Genomic DNA, 17280 nt, shown 5'->3' on the forward strand with positions numbered 1-17280 from the left:
TACTGACTGCACCCCTCGGTCTAACAAAAAGTATGGTTTGCGTTTCCACTGGAGCTAAGCGGATTCGAACCGCTGACCCCTTCAATGCCATTGAAGTGCTCTACCAACTGAGCTATAGCCCCGCATCAGCAGAACTTTATCATTGCGCAAAATGCTGCCCTTTGTCAACTCCTGCCCCCAAAGTAACCCTCTGCCTAGGATGGACAGCCATGGTTGCCCCTCGCGATCGCCCTCTCGCTCAAAGGAAGTATCAAGTACCCAGTGTATAGTGGGTGTGAGTGCTGAGCAGGTCGGACTTTGGGAGTCTCATCGTCCCCCTTGCAGTTGATACGGGTACCAATGAATCGCGATCGCTCCCCCCTCCATCCAACGCTGAAGTATGCGGGTGTGCTGCGGCAAGTTTCCCCTGAAATGGGGCAGTTTTGGCTGTCTCAGGAGGAGGTGACCATTATTGGTCGTGACCCCGCTACCTGCCACATTGTCCTTGACGCTCACATCTATACTTCTGTTTCCCGCCACCATGCCCAACTCACCTGTCAAAAGCGTGGCAGTATTCCCGTGTGGGCGATCGCTGACCTCGGCAGTGTCAATGGCACCTATGTCAATCAACAGCGAGTGCAAACATTAACTGTGCTCAATGCGGGCGATCGCATTCAATTGGGGCGCCAAGGGCCTGAATTTGTCCTAGAATATCTTCCCCTCACCGAAGTCGTGAGTACCCAGCCCGATCAACCCCTCACCCTTACCCAACTCCTGCCTATTTTTGCCATTCATCCCGACTGGGTACGCAAAGCCTATCTGGTACCGGGGACTGTTACGGTTGTTGCGGTTATCCTCCTTTTCGCCACGGCTGGCTCCCCCGATGCCTTCAAGGTCATCTTGGCGCTCTATTTGGGGAGTGCTGCTTATTACTTTATCTATCAACTCTGTGGCAAACGCAAACCCGCATGGGTTCTACTGGGCACGTTGACGCTGGAAATGTTGATTCTGCAAAGCCCAATTTTGCCAGCCATGATCTATCTCTTTCGCACCATTTTACCCGGCCAACTGCATCCGCCCCATCCTTCATTTTGGGTGTTATTCAGCCGCAACTTCATTGGTGCCGGCTTAATGGAAGAACTCCTCAAGGCGTTACCCATTGTTGTGGCCTATGGCTTAGGGCGATGGCTGCCGAGTCCGTGGAAACAAAAGGTGGGCGTATGGGAACCCCTCGATGGCATTCTCTTGGGAGCGGCTGCCGGCCTCGGTTTTACTTGGATAGAAACCCTTGGGCAGTATGTCCCTAGTATTGCCGGTCAATTTGGTAATTTAGCTGGTCTGCAAGTACTGATTCCTCGGGTCTTGGGATCCCTAACGGGGCACATGGCCTACACGGGCTACTTGGGCTATTGTGTGGGATTGAGTGTATTGCGCCCCCATCGAGCGCCCTTGATTTTAATGGTTGGCCTAGGTCTAGCGGCCTTTCTGCATGCCCTTTGGAATACGGCTGCCGCCCGTTTTGGTCCGATGGGTTTGGCAGTGGTGGGGATTTTGGCCTATGTATTTCTCACCGCCGCGATTTTGAAAGCGCGTCAACTGTCCCCGACGCGATCGCAAAACTTTGCCACCCGGTTCTATGGTTATCGCTAGGCAGGTGTATAAAATATATTCATTTTGATTCCTTCATCCACTGGCGCGATCGCAACAGCGCAGCGCAACTGTCTCGCCCTTAACTTCGATGATCTAAATGGTTGGCTATCTCATTTCCCTTGGTATCTTTACTGCCACCTTTGCCCTTTTTAGCTTGGGGCTGAATTTGCACTGGGGCTATACGGGGCTAATTAACTTTGGCCATGTTGGTTTTTTGGCCATTGGTTCCTACACCACGATTTTGTTGGGAATTGCTGGCGTCCCCATGTTCTTTGCTGTCCTTGCTGGCGTGGTGCTGGCGATGGGACTGGGCTTTTTAATGGGGATTGCGACGCTGCGGCTGCGGGAAGATTACCTCGCAATTGTGACGATCGGCATGGCGGAAATTGTCCGCTTGATTGCCCTCAATGAGGATTGGCTAACCCGAGGCGGTCGGGGGGTGTATGGGTTTCCGCTGCCCCTTGCTCAGTTCAATCCCAATCTGCCGACCAAACTGGGGATGATTGCTCTTTTTTGGGCTGTGGTGGGGGCGGCTGCAGGGCAGTGGTGGCAATGGCTACAGCGGCAGTATGGGCGATCGCACCCCCGCTGGTTACTGCCTAGCTATGCAGCTTTATTCATTGCCGGTACCCTCAGCCTTTGGGCCACGTTGCTCCCCTTGAGCTTAGGCCGGGGGATGGCCATTTTTCCTCTTGGGTTGACACTGGTGACGCTGGGTGGGGCGATCGCCCTTGTGAGCTATTATTGCCATCCAGAAAAACGAGCCGTGGTTCCCATTGCCCTGAATACCTTGGCCGCTGCTTTGGTGGGTCTGGTGGTCAAAGCCCTGACCCTTGGTCTGTGGGCCTTTAGCTACCGCGCTGGGTTGTTGTGGCTGCTGGTATTGGTGCTTGCTTTGGTGGTGTGGCAGTTGGAGCGTTTGATCCGTTCTCCTTGGGGACGGGTGCTCAAAGCCATCCGTGAGGATGAAGAAGTGGCCAAGGCCTTGGGTAAAAATGTCTTTGCCTACAAAATGCAATCCTTCCTTCTGGGGGGGGCGATCGCGGCGGTGGCCGGGTCGTTTTATGCGTGGCAGCTGACCTTTATTAACCCCGACGGCTTTGTATCCCTGATTACATTTCAGGCGTGGACCATTGTGGTTTTGGGGGGCGCAGGCAATAACATGGGTACCCTCCTCGGCGCTGCCCTCTTTTGGGCCTACACTGCCCTGACCCGCTTTATTCCCCTTGATGGCGGTCGCCTAGAGGCCTTGCGGATGATGCTCATTGGCCTTGTCCTCATTATCTTGATGATGTGGCGACCCCAAGGTATTTTGGGCAAAAAGGAGGAACTCAGCCTTGGTCGATGAATCTTCTCTTGCGCCCGTCTCTAGCGGTGTCAGTCAAGTCTTGCCTTCGGATCTCCTAGTGGCCACGGGGCTGTGCAAAAGTTTTGGTGGTATTCGCGCTGTCGATCATGTGGAAATTCGGGTTGCCCGCGGCAGCATCACCGGTCTCATTGGCCCCAATGGTGCGGGCAAAACCACCCTATTCAACCTGTTGTGCAACTTCCTCATCCCCGATCAAGGCCGCGTGATCTTTGACGGCGTCCCGATTAGCCATTTGCCCGCCCACCAAGTTGCTCTCCAAGGACTCCTGCGAACATTCCAAGTGCCCCGTGTGCTCTCGCGCCTCTCGGTTCTCGAAAATATGCTCTTGGCCGCGCCGCTGCAAACAGGGGAGAAATTCTGGAATAGTTGGCTACAACCACTGCGCATTCGTCAAGAGGAACAAAAGCTGCGGCAACGGGCGTGGGAGATTTTGGAGTCTGTGGGGTTAACCGCTAAGGCCCATGACTACGCTGGCGCCTTGTCGGGAGGACAACGCAAACTGCTCGAAATGGCACGGGTGATGATGCACCATCCCCGCATGGTGCTCCTCGATGAGCCAGCAGCAGGTGTTAACCCCACCTTGATCCATCAAATTTGTGAGCACATTGTGCGGTGGAACCAACAGGGCGTGACATTTTTGATTATTGAACACAATATGGACGTGGTCATGTCCCTGTGTCAGCACATCTGGGTCTTAGCAGAGGGGAAAAATCTGGCTGATGGTTCCCCCACTGAGATTCAAACCAATCCTGAGGTTCTGACCGCTTACCTCGGACAGTAGTTCCTACTCCCATTAAGGGCTACAGCTTTGGGGATCGTTGGCACCCCTGAGGCTCTCCACAGCTTTGAATCCTCCCCCTCCTGAAGGGCGGCGCATTGGGCCAAAACCGCTAAAAAAGCTAAGGTCGAGGCAAATGGGCAGGCAACAGCGCCGCAAGGATCAGGCTGAGAAATAAAAATGCTGAGCCTGTTTCCAGCAAGGCAACGTTTTTTATGGCTGTGTTTCTGTACCAGTTGGCTTGCCAAACAATGAGGCCAAACTTGAGCAGTGCAATGGCAAAGGCCGCCGCTGCCAAGGGGGGCAACCACCCTAGCCACCACAAAAGACCAATGAGGAGAGCGGCAACACTGTGATAAATCAAACCAGGGAGCCAAAAGGCGGTTTTGTGCTTACGCAGCTTCACAGCAAAAATCGCACTGCCAAAGAAAAGGGTATTCAACAGCCATAATCCAACAGACAGGAAAGAGACCTCTTCAGTGGTGGCCATCTCCGTTAGGGGAGCCACCAAGCAGACCCCTGCAAAGGTGAGTAACTCGTTCCAGATGGCTTTGCGTTGACGATAAACTACGGCAATACTATCAATCATAAAAATGGCGATCGCCCCTAGGTAAATCCAAAGTAAGCGTGGCACCTCAAGGTAAAGATAAAAAGCAATGCCAAGGGCAAGGGCACTATAGACGCCTCCCCACATCAGGCAACGGGGTTTCCAACTTCGCCGCTGCTTGATTTGTAGTGTTAAGGGATGCTCCGCCTGAAAGGCACTAAAGGCAGTCACCAGAGCCAGCGTGGTTCTCCAACTCCAGTGCTGCGCTGCTGCTGCCCCCGTGAGAAACGCCACAATCAACATCACATAAACCCCATGTTCTGGGGAGAAGGTGGGCACGTACCAAGGTGTTCCCCTCCTTGCTGCTGATGCAGTTTCCGCAACCGCTGATGGCTCTGAAATGGTCATAATTGCATCCTCCACTAAACCAATCCCCCTAGACGAATACCAACACCAAAAATAGTCAACAGAACAGCCAGAACTGTGACCCCCATAATGTGAAACCCCAGCCGGGGCAGTGTTTCTGCTGTCAGCTTGGGCAAAATGAACCACCGAGCCTGTACAGCGAGGGCAAGGGTTGCCAGCAACAGTCCCAACTTCACGAGAACATATTGGGAGACCACAGACTGCGGTGGCCAAAATCCCACCCCGCCGGGAAAATAAATGAGGGTTAGGGCAATACCCGTCAGCACCTGCAGCAATAATGCCCCCAGACCCAACCTTTCAAAAGGCTGCTCAAACTGCTGGATGGGCGTTGCATCCTGCTGCCTGAGGGCCTTGGGCAGAACGGTTAGGGCAAGAATAAGGTGCCCGCCCACCCATACAGTTGCGCCGAGGGTATGGAGAATCACCAGGAGTTTGAATAACATCACGACGCACAGGCTAGACGCTTGGCTTCAAGGAGGGCGATCGCCTTGGGAAACAGGAGATTGTTTTCCTTGTGGATATGCTGGTGCAAGTCTTTCTCAAGGCTCAACAGCCCTGCCAAAAGCACGCGGTACGTATTGCAGGCCCACTCAGGCGGCGTAAAACCATCGCTCAGGCGCCGCAACTGGGTGAGGGCTACGCCCGTCTCTGCATGCTCCCGTTGCATACAATCAATCGCAGCTGGGATCAAGACATTGACTGCCTGATCATAGTTTTTCTCCAACTGCCGCAGCCTGGGGAACAGAACTTGCTCCTCTTTTTGGAGGTGGGTTTTTAGCTCTGCGGCCAAGGCCACGACGGTTGCGTGCAGTTGCTGGAGACGGGCATCCCGCGAGCCGTGAACGGCCGCCACCTTCTCCGCCTGCGCCTCGAGACGGGGAAGTTCCCGCTGCAAGTAGGCATGGTGCACTGTTTCAATGTGGTCAACGAGGGCGGTCAGTGAAAGGTCAGCGATCGCCGGCTCAGGAGCAGTTTCTATGGCAACTTCTAGCTCCTTAAGGAAGGTTTGGGCATCGATGCCCCGCTGGGCACAGGCTTCAGCAAGGGTTTGCCGACCGCCACAGCAGTAATCAATCTCTGCCGTCTCAAACAAGGCCGCTAAGGAAGGGTAATCCCGCACAAGGGCACCCACCGTATCCGTCAGTTGTAAAGATGTCATGGTCAGACCTCCAAATGCAAGGTGGAGAGAGAATCTAGCGGGTAAGGTCGAGGGAGACCGCAACAGTGGGCTGCCGCCAAATCCCCCAGAGGGCGCGTCCTACGCCATAGATGAGCAGTCCGGCACCAACGGCAAAGATGACATCCCCAGGAATCCGCAGCCAGACGGTCCATTCCATCCAGGGGGAGTGAATGACGGCTCCACTGCGGGCATACCAAGTACCGTGGTTAATGGATTGCACCAGCTGATAGAAGCCATTGGGAATCAGACCGAGCACCAGCATGCCCACCAAGCCACCGTTGAGCCACCAAAATGCCCAGTTGAAGGTCTTTTCATCCCAAGCAGTTTCCGGGGTGATTTCCCGCAAAACAAAGAGCATTAAGGCGATCGCCAGCGAGCCGTATACGCCGTAGAGGGCGGCATGGGCATGAATTGGCGTCGTATTCAGTCCTTGGGAATAGTAGAGAACTATCGGTGGATTGATTAGAAAACCAAAGACCCCTGCCCCCAGCAAATTCCAAAAGCAGGTAGCAATGAAAAATCGCAGGGGTAGCCGATAGAACCCTTGGGCTTCTTGGGAAAGCTGCAGCGACTTCAGAACCTCAAACCCAATCAGGGTCAAGGGAACCACTTCCAACGCTGAGGCCACAGCGCCCAAAGCAGTGATCAAAACCGGTGTACCCGCAAAATAGAGGTGATGGAGTGTGCCAATGACACCACTGCCGAGGTAGAGAATGGTGGTCAAGTAGGTGGCCCGCAAAGCTGCGGAGCGCCTTAGGAATCCCAGTTCACTGCACAAGTAGGCGATCGCCACCGTGGCAAAGACCTCAAAGAAGCCCTCTACCCACAGATGAACCACCCACCAGCGCCAATACTCGGCCACACTGAGAGGGGTATGGTTGGTGTACATCAGCCCTGCCCCATAAAAGAGGGGAATGGTAATGGCGCTGTAAAGGAAAAAGTGGTTGAGGCCTGTCTTGCTCCCTTCTGCCTGAAGGGCAGGTCGCAGCGCCCGAAACATCAACCATAACCAAAATACCATGCCACCAATCAGCAAGAGTTGCCAAAGTCGCCCTAGCTCCACATACTCATAGCCCTGATGGCCCAACCAAAAACTCCGGGCACCCAGATAGCCCTGAACGGCTGCCCAAGCTCCCCCAAGGGAACCAAGAACCACTACGGTGAGGGCAATCAGAAGCCCCATGTTTCCCCAAGCCTGAAACTTCGGTTCATGGCGCGCAAAGCGAGGGCCAAAGTATAGACCGGCCGCCAGCCAACAGGTGGCAATCCAAAAGACCGCCAGTTGCAGGTGCCATGTCCGTGAGGCAGCGTAGGGGAGATACTGCTGAATCGGCACACCATAAAATCCATCCCCTTCCACGGCATAGTGGGCAGTAACCATGCCCATGAGGATCTGCAGGAGAAACAGACCCATGGCCACCCCAAAGAAAAGGGTAGTCACTTTTTGGCTGGGGGTGGCAAGGCGGATGGCGGGGCGTTCTGTTACCGCTTGAACCGCATCCTCCCCTTGGAGCAGATAGACAACGAGAAAGCCGGCGATCGCAGCAATTAACACAACGACTGAGACAATCGACCAAATGACAAACTGCCCTGGGGGTTGGTTGCCCACCAGTGGATCATGGGGAAAATTCGCCGTGTAGGAAAAGGGCGCCAAAGGACGAGTGGCGACTGCTGCCCAAGCGGTCCAGGCAAAAAAAGCAGTCACATCGCGGATTTGCGCGGGATCAGTAAACCAGTTGCGCGGAATAGAGTGCGCCGCAGCACCTTGGGATAGCAGTGTTTTGTACTGCTCAAAGACGTGGCGCAGTCCTTGGGCTTGAGCACGGGTGAGCGTCAGCACTCCTGTTTCAGGATTGTAACGGTTGGGCTTAAATTGCTCTTGCACTTGCACCTGTAGTTGAGCCCGCTCAGAGGCAGAGAGTGCCTCCCAATCTGCTTGGCTAAAGCTCGCATCGCCGCGGTAGAGAATTCCAGCCGTGGCTAGACCCCAGCGGTGCAGCACATCCGCTGTCCAGTCTGGAGCCAGATAACTGCCATGACCCCAGATGCTGCCAATGTGCTGGCCGCCCCGTGCCAAATACAGTTCTTGACCTCGCTGTATGTTCTCACGGCTAAAAAGCACCTCCTGTTGGGGCGAGACAATCGTTGTCGGTATCGGCGGGGCATGCCGGTAAATAACGGCGCCTGCTGTCAGCAGCACACTAAAGGTAATGACACAGACTAGCACTAACCAAGCGGGCAGCCGCAAGTGCCACCCTCGCTCTAGGTGAGCTGCTTGAGTAATATTGAAGGGGACGTTTGCCATAGACACTTCCTCTCGGCAGCTATTGAGACTTAAGGTAGCTGCGGCTTGGGGGGTAGCGCCTTGACTTAGGTCAAAAGGAACCTTGAGAAATATTTAACTTTTACGGTGGGTCATGAAAGCGGGTATTGAGGAATGTCTGCGCCAGTCACCAATGTTTAGTGAGCTTTCGCCACCCCAGCTAGGGCGGTTGGTTGCAATTGCACAGTTACAGACTTGGCAACGGCAGCAAATCATTTTTAGAAAAGGCGATGCCGCTGCGGGGTTTTTTGTTGTGAAAACCGGGCGGGTCAAGGTCTTTAATCTCTCAGCGGCAGGGAAGGAGCAAATCCTAAATATCTTTGAACCGGGCGACAGCTTTGCGGAGGTGGTGGCCTTCGATAACCAGCCCTATCCTGCCTCGGCAGAAGCAATTGAATACGTTGAACTGATCTTTCTGCCGCGGTTCGCCTTTTTGAATTTGCTCCACCAAGATGCGGATCTAACTGTTCGTTTGCTAGCTAGCTTTGCTAGGCATCTGCGTCATTTGGTGAGTCTTATAGAAGACCTTTCCTTTAGACAGGTGCCCCAACGCCTAGCAGCCTATTTGTTGCAACGATTGGCCACTAGCGATCGCCCAGATAGTATTACCCTAGATTTGAAAAAAACAGAGCTGGCCGCTTTGCTAGGCACTATTCCTGCAACGCTGTCGCGGGCGTTTTACGACCTGAATACCCAAGGCATTCTGAAGGTAGAGGGCAATGAGATTACCATCTGCGATCGCCAGCGGCTACAAAGATTGAGTGAAGAATAGTCGAGCTTTTTCCCCAAGGCTCAACCGGCTCAAAACCTTCAGAAACAATTTTGGGGAGCGATGAAGGGGCTCAGTATTGAACAGCGCCAGAACTAGACCTAGGTATAGCTGCGAATTGCGGCCAACGGCGGACAGCGCTGCTGATCCAATTGCTGCAGGTATTGGCGATGCTGGTAGTAGTCACGGCGCAGTTGGGCAAGCACTTGCAGTCGCTCTGGCGCCACACCGGGGATGTCCTCAATCGCAGGTTCGTTGTCGGTGAGTAGGCGATCCAAATACTGGCGCAGGGCTTCGCTGGCAAGGGATTCACTTAAAATCAGCGCGACAGTTTCCTGCCAAGCCCGGAGAATATAGCGACATCGCTTTTCAACAGCAATGCGCTCAAGGGCTGCTGCCGCTGCTTGGATCACGAGTTCAGGACGATCCAGACTCACGGCAGTCGTTTCATCCAAATGGAGTAGTGGAGTAATGAGGGCGGCCTCCTCCGCCTCATCGAGGCGATCAAAAAGGTGCGTGACCAAATCTAAATCCGTGAGTTGGGTTCCTGTTTCCGTGGGCGAATGAAGGGGCCACTCAGTGGTATAGGGATCATCGGGCGCTGGCAGACCGGCACAGTACGCTTCTTCAATGGCCAAGATCTGCCGCCACAGCCAACGATGGTGGGAGAGGCTAAATTCAATGTCCCGCGCTTGCAGGGCTTGGCGAATCAGGGGACGATAGTCGCCGCAGTGGAGGTAGAGGCGCAGCAGTTGTTCTTCCGCCGCTTGACGGAGGTTATAGTCCGCCGGACGTTGCCATTTTTGCGATCGCCCCTGCCAACGTTGACCCCGCACCTGTTGCCGCAGGGATTCTTCTAAACGGAGAACGAAGCGACTATCATGGCCTCCCAATAGCTCAGCACAGTGGTGAATGTAGTGGCTGCGCAGTGTGGCATTGGGCAGTTTTCCCAACAGTTGGCTCAGGGCTTGGCTCGCCTGCTGAAATTGATCACTTTGCTTGAGATCGTACTGCTGCACAATGGTTTGCATTTGCCAATCCAGCCACAGGGGCGCTTGATCCAAGAGAGCTTGGTAGTGCTCCCGCTGTGCTTCACCCGCGCTGAAAAAGTCAGCCGCATCTTTGCCCGCTGGTAATGTGAGAATTCGCAGTTGCAGATCACCCCGATAGGCCAAATCGGCAGCCTCACCAATGGCGCGATCGGCCGCCCGTTCTCCCGCTGGGTCGGCATCAAAGTTGAGAATAATTTGCTTCGACTCGGTGTAGCGCAGCAGTAATTTAATTTGAGCTTGGCTGAGGGCCGTTCCTAGACTGGCCACCGCTTGGGAAAACCCCGCTTGGTGCAGCGCCATCACGTCAAAGTAACCCTCGACAACAATTGCTTGATCTTTGCGGGCGATCGCCTGCCGCGCCTTATCCAGCCCAAAGAGCAACTGACCCTTGTTAAAAATCGGGGTTTCTGGGGAGTTGAGATACTTTGGCTCTTCGTTGCTGAGGGTACGACCGCCAAACCCCACCACCCGTCCTTGGGCATCCATAATCGGGATCATCAGGCGATCGCGAAAGCGGTCATAGTAGCCGTCCCCTGTCTGCCGAGGGATAATCAAACCGGCCTGTTCTACCAGCTGAGGGGGATACCCTTTTTGCTCCACAAGGTAGGTGTAGAGCACTTGCCAACCCGCAGGGGCATAGCCCAAGCGAAATTGCTGAATCGTCTCCTCTCGCAGATGGCGTTGCCGCTGCAAATAGTCTTGGGCGGCTTGGCCAATGGGTTGCCGCAGGGCATGTTCATAGAAACTGGTGGCGATCGCCAGAATCTCGTAGAGTTGCTCTTGAAGGGAGAGCCGCGCTTGTAGAGCGTGTTTTTGCTCACTATCGAGGGTGCGCACTGGAATCTGATGGCGTTGGGCAAGGTCGAGTACCACCTCGGCAAAGGAGCGTTTTTGCAGTTCCATCAGGAACTTAATGGCATTGCCGCCCGCCCCACAGCCAAAACAGTAATAAAAGCCCTTCAGGGGACTCACCGTAAAACTGGGGGTTTTCTCCTCATGAAAAGGACAACAACCCACGTATTCTTGCCCACGCTTGCGTAGGACAACGTGCTCGGCCACCACATCGACAATGTTGACCGCTTGGCGCACCGCCTCAATCGTATCGGGGTGTAGGCGAGGAATTTCCATAGATCACTAGTCTAAGCGATCCCCCTAATCAGATATTCCCCGCCGCAAAATTCAACGATTCCTAAGGATGTTGCAAGCTCTTAACTCAAGCAGTCAAGGGCGATTGACCTTCGCTAGGATGTTGACGGTGTCGTTGTTAGGCGCAGAGGCAGGCTTTGAGGCCATAACCGTTCACATAGGGAGCAAGGATTCATGAGTACCAGCCGCAAACGACTTGGTGTGTTTACGAGTGGCGGAGATTGCCCGGGTCTAAATACGGCCATCCGTGCTATTGTTGCCCATGCTACCTTAAGTTACGGTTGGGAGGTGCTTGGCATTCTCCACGCCACTCAGGGGTTAATTGAGCGGAAGGCGATCCCCCTCAATGCCGAGGGTCTCGGGGGAATGGATGTACTGCTCAACATGGGGGGAACCATTCTCGGAGCAATTAATAAGGGCGATACCCTTGGCCATGCCGATGAAGTCATTGCTGGGTACTATGAATTGGGCTTGGATGCTCTTATTGCCATTTGTGGCGATGGCAGCCTGAAAATTTTGCATCAACTGGCGCAAAAGGGAAACTGGAATTTCCTTGCCGTGCCGAAAACCATTGATAACGATGTCGCCTTGACCGATCGCGCCCTTGGCTTTGATACCGCCGTCAACATTGTGGTGGAAGCCCTGAGTCGGATTACCTCCACCGCCGCTAGCCATGATCGCGTCTTTGTGGTGGAAGTGATGGGGCGCACTGCCGGTCACTTGGCTCTGTATTCGGGGATTGCTGGGGGTGCCGATATGATCCTCATCCCAGAAATTCCTTACTCCATTGAAGGCATTTGCCAGCATCTGCAAAAGTTGCGCGATCGCTGGGGACGTAAGTTTGCCCTCATCGTCGTTGCCGAGGGTGTCAAAGAACTGGAGCAGGACGCCCACCAGCGCCGCCATTGCAGTATTGGTCAGTACATTGCCGATAAAATTGCCCAGCACAGTCCCATCCCCATTGAGCTGCGGGTTTCGGTGTTGGGGCATATTCAGCGGGGGGGTGCCCCCATGGCCATGGATCGGCTGTTGGCAGCGGGCATGGGCCATACCGCTGTGGATTTAGCCGCTCAAGGGACATTTGATCGCATGGTAGCCTGGCAGGCAGGACAGGTGGTCACTGTTCCCATTGCCGATGTGGTGGCTCAATGCCCACGCCATGTGGATCCCAATAGCTTTTTAATTCGCACGGCTCAAGGCCTAGGAATTTACGTTGGCGATAAGCCGATGCTGCCCTACGTGGATCCCACCCTCTGCCGCGATGAAGTGATTTGTGCGATCTAGCCCCCCCTAAATCAGCCAACCAAGGAATGAGCTGTAAGAGGCATGCCACTGAGGCTAAAGGCTCGCGCCTCGGTAATGCGGACCCGCACCAGTTGTCCCCGTAGGGTCTCAATATCGCCGGGCAGGTACGTGAGGCGGTTGCCATCCGTGCGGCCATAGACTTGTTGCGGATCCTTGGGATTGACCCCCTCCACCAGCACCACCTCTTCCCGTCCAAGATAGCGTTGGGAGCGATCGCTGGCGATCGTGGCCACTAAATGATTCAGCCGTTGCAGACGATCTTCTTTAATCTCTTCCGGTACTTGATTGTCCCAGGTGGCTGCTGGCGTATTCGGGCGCGGTGAATAGGCTGCCGTATTCAGTTGGTCAAAGCCCACCTCCGCCACCAGATCCAGGGTGCGTTGGAATTGGGCTTCTGTTTCGCCGGGAAAGCCGACAATGGCATCGGCACTAATGGCGGCATCCGGCATATAGCGGCGAATCGTTTCAATGATTTGTAGGTAACGCTCGCGAGTATAGCCCCGTGCCATTGCCCTAAGAATCTCATTATCTCCCGACTGAAAGGGAATGTGGAAATGCTTACACACCTTGGGCAGTTCGGCACAGGCTCGAATCAAGCGTTCTGTAAAATAACGGGGATGGCTGGTGGCAAAGCGAATCCGCTCAATGCCGGCCACATCGTGGATGTAATAGAGCAGATCCGTAAACGTGTGCTGTCGTCGCCCCTCTGGGGTAATTCCCGGCAAATCGCGACCGTAGGCATCAATATTTTGCCCAAGGAGCGTCACTTCCTTGTAGCCTTGAGCCGCCAGTTCCTCAATTTCAGCGCGGATTGCCTCGGGGCGGCGGGATTGCTCTTGCCCCCGTACCCCCGGCACCACACAGTAGGTACAGCGTTCATTACAGCCATAGATCACATTGACCCAAGCAGTGACCGTACTATCGCGGCGGGGTTTGGTAATGTCCTCAACAATGTGCAGTGGCTCCGTTGCCACCACTTGGCTGCCATTCCACACCTGCTCCAGCAGCTCGCCAAGGCGATTGGCATACTGCGGCCCCATCACCAGATCCACTTCAGGCACTCGCCGCAGCAATTGTTCCCCCTCCTGTTGAGCCACACAACCGGCCACAATCAGCGTTAGGTTGGGGTCTTGATGCTTGCGCTTGGCTTGCCGCCCTAGGTAAGAATAGAGTTTCTGCTCGGCGTTGTCGCGAATCGTGCAGGTGTTGTAGAGCAAGACATCGGCCTCATCCGGCTCGGCCACCGGTTCTAAGCCCATTGCTTCTAAGACCCCGGCCATGCGCTCGGAGTCGGCCTTGTTCATTTGGCAGCCAAAGGTGGTGATGTAGTAGCGGCGTGGCATTCCCTTGAAGTGCCCCTATACGTCCGTCACATCATTGGTGGGATTCGTGTCACTGGCACTACCCTCTTCAGGAGGAGCGGCCACTTTGACCATGGCATGGCGCAACACGCGATCGCCCAGCATATACCCCCGCTTTAATTCTTCAATGACTGTGCCTTCGGGGTGTTCATTGGTGGCTTCGCGCAGCACCGCCTCGTGGAGATTGGGATCAAAGGGCTTACCCTTGGCCTGCATGGCTGAAACACCAATGCGCTTAAGGCATTCCACCAGTTGCTTGTAAACCCCCTGATAGCTGCGGTGAATTTTTTCTTCCGCCTCTGTTTCGGTTTGAATGTGGGTGCGGGCTAGCTCAAAGCTATCCACCACCGGCAGTAAATCAGCAATGACGCTGCACTTAATCTGTAGCTCTAGTTCCTCTTTTTCTCGCTGGGTGCGTTTGCGGAAGTTTTCAAAGTCAGCGGCAAGGCGCATATATTGGCTATTGCGCTCCTCCACCACCTGCGAAAGACTAGCCTTGGCAGCTTCAAGGGCAGCAATTTTCTCTAGCAAGTCCGCTGCATCCGCAGGAGTATCCGTAGAGGTCGCCTCAGATGCTTGACCCTCTTCGCTCGTGGTGGCCTCTGCATGATTCTCAACGACATCGGGGGTAATTTCGCCTTCTTGGGCTTCAGCAGCGGGGTTGGTTACGGTTTCATCACTCATAGGTTGACTCAGGTTATGCCCTCTAGACTGTGGATTGCGCACCGCAGTGCGTTTAACTCGTGCAATCGTTTTAGCCTATCACTTTACCCATTGTATCAATAGGGGCGGGGCGTCCGTCTATTACGGACTTCTCTACTACGGCTCTTTTCCCAAGGCTGGCACGCAGCCAAAAACCTGAGGGGCACTATGGAAGAGGATTGCCTCCCCTTTATGGATCCCCTATTTTAGGACAAGGTTCATATTGGGTTTGGAACTGAAAGATTCAGTTGCTCGTCACTTAAGGGCATGACTGCCAAAGCAAAGTTTAGGAGTGGGAGTTTGCGTTGATGTCCTTTCACCCCATGACATTCAGCCTGATTCTAGCGTGCGCGTTGACAGGTATCAGTCCAGTGCTGGCACAGACAGAGCCACCACCACGGGAAAACTTTAATCCCTTTGGGGTAGATAATCCAGTCCTCCAGCGGGCACGGAATTGGGCACGACAGGCAGCAGAGCGGGCGAATGGCGGGTTGAGTCGCTACCGCGCTGAAGCCTCCATGTTTGGGCCTGCGAGTCAATCTCCCTACGTGGACAATGGTGATGGTACGTTTACCTTTCGCTTTCTAGGGGGGGCACCTGCGGAACCACCAACTATTGAAAGTATTGTCACGGTCAACCCCGACCCCAGCAATCCGATGATTCGCATTGACTACAATGGCCCTATTCAGTCGGTCGCTCCTCCCCCTCAGCTGTTGCCAGAAGTGCCACCCCCAAGCAATATGGGCAGTTTCTAGTGCTATCGGTGCATAGAGATTCGCCTATTCAGGAACTCGAAAATCTCTGGCACGCTGCCCCTCGTCAGGGGATCGCTGCTGCGCTATGATAACGGAAGCCCTGCTACCTCATAACTTCTAATAAATTTGTGTTTAGGAGAGTTCGCAATGACAACGGCTACCGCTACCCCTGAGTTGGACTACCATAGCGATCGCTACAAGGATGCCTACAGCCGCATCAACGCCATTGTCATTGAAGGTGAACAGGAAGCTCACGACAATTACATTGACCTAGCCAAGCTGCTGCCCGAGCACCAAGAAGAACTCACCCGCCTTGCCAAGATGGAAGCCCGCCACAGAAAGGGGTTTGAGGCCTGTGGTCGCAACCTGAGCGTGACCCCAGATATGGAATTTGCCAAGGCCTTCTTTGAAAAACTGCACGGTAACTTTCAAGCGGCACTCGCAGAGGGGAAAATTGCGACTTGCTTACTGATTCAAGCTTTAATCATCGAGTGCTTCGCGATCGCCGCCTACAACATCTACATCCCGATGGCAGATCCCTTTGCCCGCAAAATTACTGAGGGTGTGGTCAAAGATGAGTACAGCCACCTCAACTTTGGCGAAATCTGGTTAAAGGAAAACTTTGAGAGCGTCAAAGCGGAAGTTGAAGAAGCCAATCGCGCCAACCTGCCCTTGGTCTGGAAAATGCTCAACCAAGTGGAAGCAGATGCCAAAGTGCTTGGCATGGAAAAAGACGCCCTTGTGGAAGACTTCATGATTCAGTACAGTGGTGCCCTAGAAAATATCGGCTTTACCACCCGCGAAATTATGAAGATGTCGGTTTATGGCCTAACTGCGGCATAAGGGTGGCTTAACATATCGTTACATTTTAGTCACCGCACGCTTGTATGTTTGGATTAATTGGTCATCTGACGAATCTGGAGCACGCCCAAGCCGTTGCCCACCAGTTAGGCTATCCCGAATACGCCGATCAAGGCTTGGAATTTTGGTGTATGGCACCGCCGCAGATCGTCGATGAGATTACGGTGACAAGCGTCACGGGCAAAACTATCTATGGCAAATACGTCGAGTCCTGCTTCTTACCGGAAATGCTGGCCAACCAGCGGGTGAAGGCGGCGACTCGCAAAATCATTAACGCCATGGCCCATGCCCAAAAGCATGATATTGACATTACGGCGCTGGGGGGCTTCTCCTCGATCATCTTTGAGAACTTTGATCTGGAGAAAATGTCCCACGTTCGCAATATCGAGCTAGACTTTCGCCGCTTTACCACGGGGAATACCCACACCGCCTATATCATCTGCCAACAAATTGAGCAGGCGGCGCCCCAAGTGGGGATTGATTTGCGTCAGGCAACTGTGGCTGTCTGTGGGGCTACTGGGGATATTGGCAGTGCCGTCTGCCGTTGGTTGAATACCTGCTTGGATGTGCAGGATCTCTTACTGGTGGCACGAAATCGCGATCGCCTGCTAGATCTACAGGCGGAATTGGGACGGGGGAAAATTCTAGACTTAATGGATGCCCTGCCCCTTGCCGATATTGTGGTTTGGGTGGCCAGTATGCCCAAGGGCGTCGAGCTGAGCGTTGAGCAGTTAAAACGCCCCTCGCTGATGATTGATGGCGGCTACCCCAAAAATATGGGCACTAAAATTCAGCACCCGCAGATCCATGTTCTCAATGGTGGCATTGTCGAGCACGCCCTCGATATTGACTGGAAAATTATGGAAATTGTGAATATGGATGTGCCCTCACGGCAGATGTTTGCCTGTTTTGCGGAAGCCATGCTTTTGGAGTTTGAGGGCTGGCACACCAATTTCTCTTGGGGGCGCAATCAAATCACGGTGGAAAAGATGCAGCAAATTGGTGAGGTCTCCCGTAAACACGGATTTCAGCCCCTACTGTTGAACCCTCAGTAAAACCAAAAGGAACCCAATCGCC

15 protein-coding genes and 1 tRNA gene are annotated in these 17280 nt (G+C 54.1%); 8 read left to right on the forward strand and 8 right to left on the reverse strand.

Features of this window, described 5'->3' with window-relative positions; all coding sequences use genetic code 11:
- Nucleotides 1–49: 49 nt before the first annotated feature.
- A tRNA-Ala gene (locus RHJ80_RS02880) sits at nucleotides 50–122 on the reverse strand.
- Nucleotides 123–297: 175 nt separating this feature from the next.
- Here RHJ80_RS02880 and RHJ80_RS02885 point away from each other — a divergent pair.
- The 3 genes from RHJ80_RS02885 to RHJ80_RS02895 all read left to right on the forward strand — a co-directional run bounded on the left by RHJ80_RS02885 (nucleotide 298) and on the right by RHJ80_RS02895 (nucleotide 3779).
- The gene (locus RHJ80_RS02885) at nucleotides 298–1629 is read left to right on the forward strand and encodes a PrsW family glutamic-type intramembrane protease (protein WP_310801420.1); all 1332 of its coding nucleotides are present in this window, start codon (nucleotides 298–300) and stop codon (nucleotides 1627–1629) included.
- A 97-nt stretch (nucleotides 1630–1726) separates the two neighbouring features.
- On the forward strand, nucleotides 1727–2977 hold the full coding sequence (locus RHJ80_RS02890) for a branched-chain amino acid ABC transporter permease (RefSeq protein ID WP_310801421.1): 1251 nt from the start codon (nucleotides 1727–1729) through the stop codon (nucleotides 2975–2977).
- The gene (locus tag RHJ80_RS02895; protein ID WP_310445728.1) at nucleotides 2967–3779 is read left to right on the forward strand and encodes an ABC transporter ATP-binding protein; all 813 of its coding nucleotides are present in this window, start codon (nucleotides 2967–2969) and stop codon (nucleotides 3777–3779) included. Before RHJ80_RS02890 ends, RHJ80_RS02895 begins: the two co-directional genes overlap by 11 nt.
- 118 nt (nucleotides 3780–3897) lie before the next feature.
- Here RHJ80_RS02895 and RHJ80_RS02900 read toward each other — a convergent pair whose 3' ends face one another.
- The 4 genes from RHJ80_RS02900 to RHJ80_RS02915 are packed head-to-tail and all read right to left on the reverse strand — an operon-like array spanning nucleotide 3898 to nucleotide 8234.
- Complete coding sequence (locus RHJ80_RS02900) at nucleotides 3898–4731, reverse strand: YwiC-like family protein (RefSeq protein ID WP_310801422.1); 834 nt, start codon at nucleotides 4729–4731, stop codon at nucleotides 3898–3900.
- A 14-nt stretch (nucleotides 4732–4745) separates the two neighbouring features.
- Entirely contained in the window at nucleotides 4746–5192 is a 447-nt protein-coding gene (locus RHJ80_RS02905; protein ID WP_302677304.1) for a CopD family protein, read from the reverse strand.
- Complete coding sequence (gene ric, locus RHJ80_RS02910) at nucleotides 5192–5908, reverse strand: iron-sulfur cluster repair di-iron protein (RefSeq protein ID WP_310801423.1); 717 nt, start codon at nucleotides 5906–5908, stop codon at nucleotides 5192–5194. Before ric ends, RHJ80_RS02905 begins: the two co-directional genes overlap by 1 nt.
- Before the next feature lie 34 nt (nucleotides 5909–5942).
- Nucleotides 5943–8234 (reverse strand): nitric-oxide reductase large subunit, encoded by a 2292-nt coding sequence (locus RHJ80_RS02915; protein ID WP_310801424.1) that lies wholly within the window; start codon nucleotides 8232–8234, stop codon nucleotides 5943–5945.
- A gap of 187 nt (nucleotides 8235–8421) precedes the next feature.
- On the opposite strand from RHJ80_RS02915, the gene RHJ80_RS02920 reads away from it, so the two are divergent.
- Nucleotides 8422–9024: a Crp/Fnr family transcriptional regulator gene (locus RHJ80_RS02920; protein WP_310744077.1), complete on the forward strand. Its 603-nt coding sequence runs from the start codon at nucleotides 8422–8424 to the stop codon at nucleotides 9022–9024.
- A 98-nt stretch (nucleotides 9025–9122) separates the two neighbouring features.
- Here the strand turns inward: RHJ80_RS02920 and dnaG are convergent, their stop codons facing one another.
- Nucleotides 9123–11201, reverse strand: a complete 2079-nt coding sequence (gene dnaG, locus RHJ80_RS02925) for a DNA primase (RefSeq protein ID WP_310801425.1) — start codon at nucleotides 11199–11201, stop codon at nucleotides 9123–9125.
- Nucleotides 11202–11393: 192 nt separating this feature from the next.
- On the opposite strand from dnaG, the gene RHJ80_RS02930 reads away from it, so the two are divergent.
- Entirely contained in the window at nucleotides 11394–12503 is a 1110-nt protein-coding gene (locus tag RHJ80_RS02930) for an ATP-dependent 6-phosphofructokinase (RefSeq protein WP_310801426.1), read from the forward strand.
- 11 nt (nucleotides 12504–12514) lie between these two features.
- On the opposite strand, the gene miaB is transcribed toward RHJ80_RS02930, so the two are convergent.
- Together miaB and grpE are read right to left on the reverse strand one after the other, a co-directional pair.
- The gene (gene miaB / locus RHJ80_RS02935; protein WP_310801427.1) at nucleotides 12515–13867 is read right to left on the reverse strand and encodes a tRNA (N6-isopentenyl adenosine(37)-C2)-methylthiotransferase MiaB; all 1353 of its coding nucleotides are present in this window, start codon (nucleotides 13865–13867) and stop codon (nucleotides 12515–12517) included.
- Between the two features lie 15 nt (nucleotides 13868–13882).
- A complete protein-coding gene (gene grpE / locus RHJ80_RS02940) occupies nucleotides 13883–14569 on the reverse strand; it encodes a nucleotide exchange factor GrpE (RefSeq protein ID WP_226971942.1) in 687 nt (228 codons plus the stop codon).
- Between the two features lie 326 nt (nucleotides 14570–14895).
- On the opposite strand from grpE, the gene RHJ80_RS02945 reads away from it, so the two are divergent.
- From RHJ80_RS02945 to RHJ80_RS02955, 3 genes are all read left to right on the forward strand, one after another.
- Nucleotides 14896–15342, forward strand: a complete 447-nt coding sequence (locus tag RHJ80_RS02945) for a hypothetical protein (RefSeq protein ID WP_302677310.1) — start codon at nucleotides 14896–14898, stop codon at nucleotides 15340–15342.
- 147 nt (nucleotides 15343–15489) lie between these two features.
- The gene (locus tag RHJ80_RS02950; protein ID WP_149820418.1) at nucleotides 15490–16185 is read left to right on the forward strand and encodes an aldehyde oxygenase (deformylating); all 696 of its coding nucleotides are present in this window, start codon (nucleotides 15490–15492) and stop codon (nucleotides 16183–16185) included.
- Between the two features lie 44 nt (nucleotides 16186–16229).
- Entirely contained in the window at nucleotides 16230–17258 is a 1029-nt protein-coding gene (locus tag RHJ80_RS02955; RefSeq protein ID WP_302677311.1) for a long-chain acyl-[acyl-carrier-protein] reductase, read from the forward strand.
- Nucleotides 17259–17280: the final 22 nt, after the last annotated feature.

Source organism: Thermosynechococcus sp. QS41 (assembly GCF_031583515.1).
In the GTDB taxonomy this organism is placed as follows: domain Bacteria; phylum Cyanobacteriota; class Cyanobacteriia; order Thermosynechococcales; family Thermosynechococcaceae; genus Thermosynechococcus.

Bases quoted from the DNA above. Each gene is read 5' to 3' on its own strand.
- RHJ80_RS02890 (WP_310801421.1), top strand. From the start codon at position 1,727: ATGGTTGGCTATCTCATTTCCCTTGGTATCTTTACTGCCACCTTTGCC.
- RHJ80_RS02900 (WP_310801422.1), bottom strand. From the start codon at position 4,731: ATGACCATTTCAGAGCCATCAGCGGTTGCGGAAACTGCATCAGCAGCA.
- RHJ80_RS02905 (WP_302677304.1), bottom strand. From the start codon at position 5,192: ATGTTATTCAAACTCCTGGTGATTCTCCATACCCTCGGCGCAACTGTA.
- ric (WP_310801423.1), bottom strand. From the start codon at position 5,908: ATGACATCTTTACAACTGACGGATACGGTGGGTGCCCTTGTGCGGGAT.
- RHJ80_RS02915 (WP_310801424.1), bottom strand. From the start codon at position 8,234: ATGGCAAACGTCCCCTTCAATATTACTCAAGCAGCTCACCTAGAGCGA.
- dnaG (WP_310801425.1), bottom strand. From the start codon at position 11,201: ATGGAAATTCCTCGCCTACACCCCGATACGATTGAGGCGGTGCGCCAA.
- RHJ80_RS02930 (WP_310801426.1), top strand. From the start codon at position 11,394: ATGAGTACCAGCCGCAAACGACTTGGTGTGTTTACGAGTGGCGGAGAT.
- miaB (WP_310801427.1), bottom strand. From the start codon at position 13,867: ATGCCACGCCGCTACTACATCACCACCTTTGGCTGCCAAATGAACAAG.
- grpE (WP_226971942.1), bottom strand. From the start codon at position 14,569: ATGAGTGATGAAACCGTAACCAACCCCGCTGCTGAAGCCCAAGAAGGC.
- RHJ80_RS02945 (WP_302677310.1), top strand. From the start codon at position 14,896: ATGTCCTTTCACCCCATGACATTCAGCCTGATTCTAGCGTGCGCGTTG.
- RHJ80_RS02950 (WP_149820418.1), top strand. From the start codon at position 15,490: ATGACAACGGCTACCGCTACCCCTGAGTTGGACTACCATAGCGATCGC.
- RHJ80_RS02955 (WP_302677311.1), top strand. From the start codon at position 16,230: ATGTTTGGATTAATTGGTCATCTGACGAATCTGGAGCACGCCCAAGCC.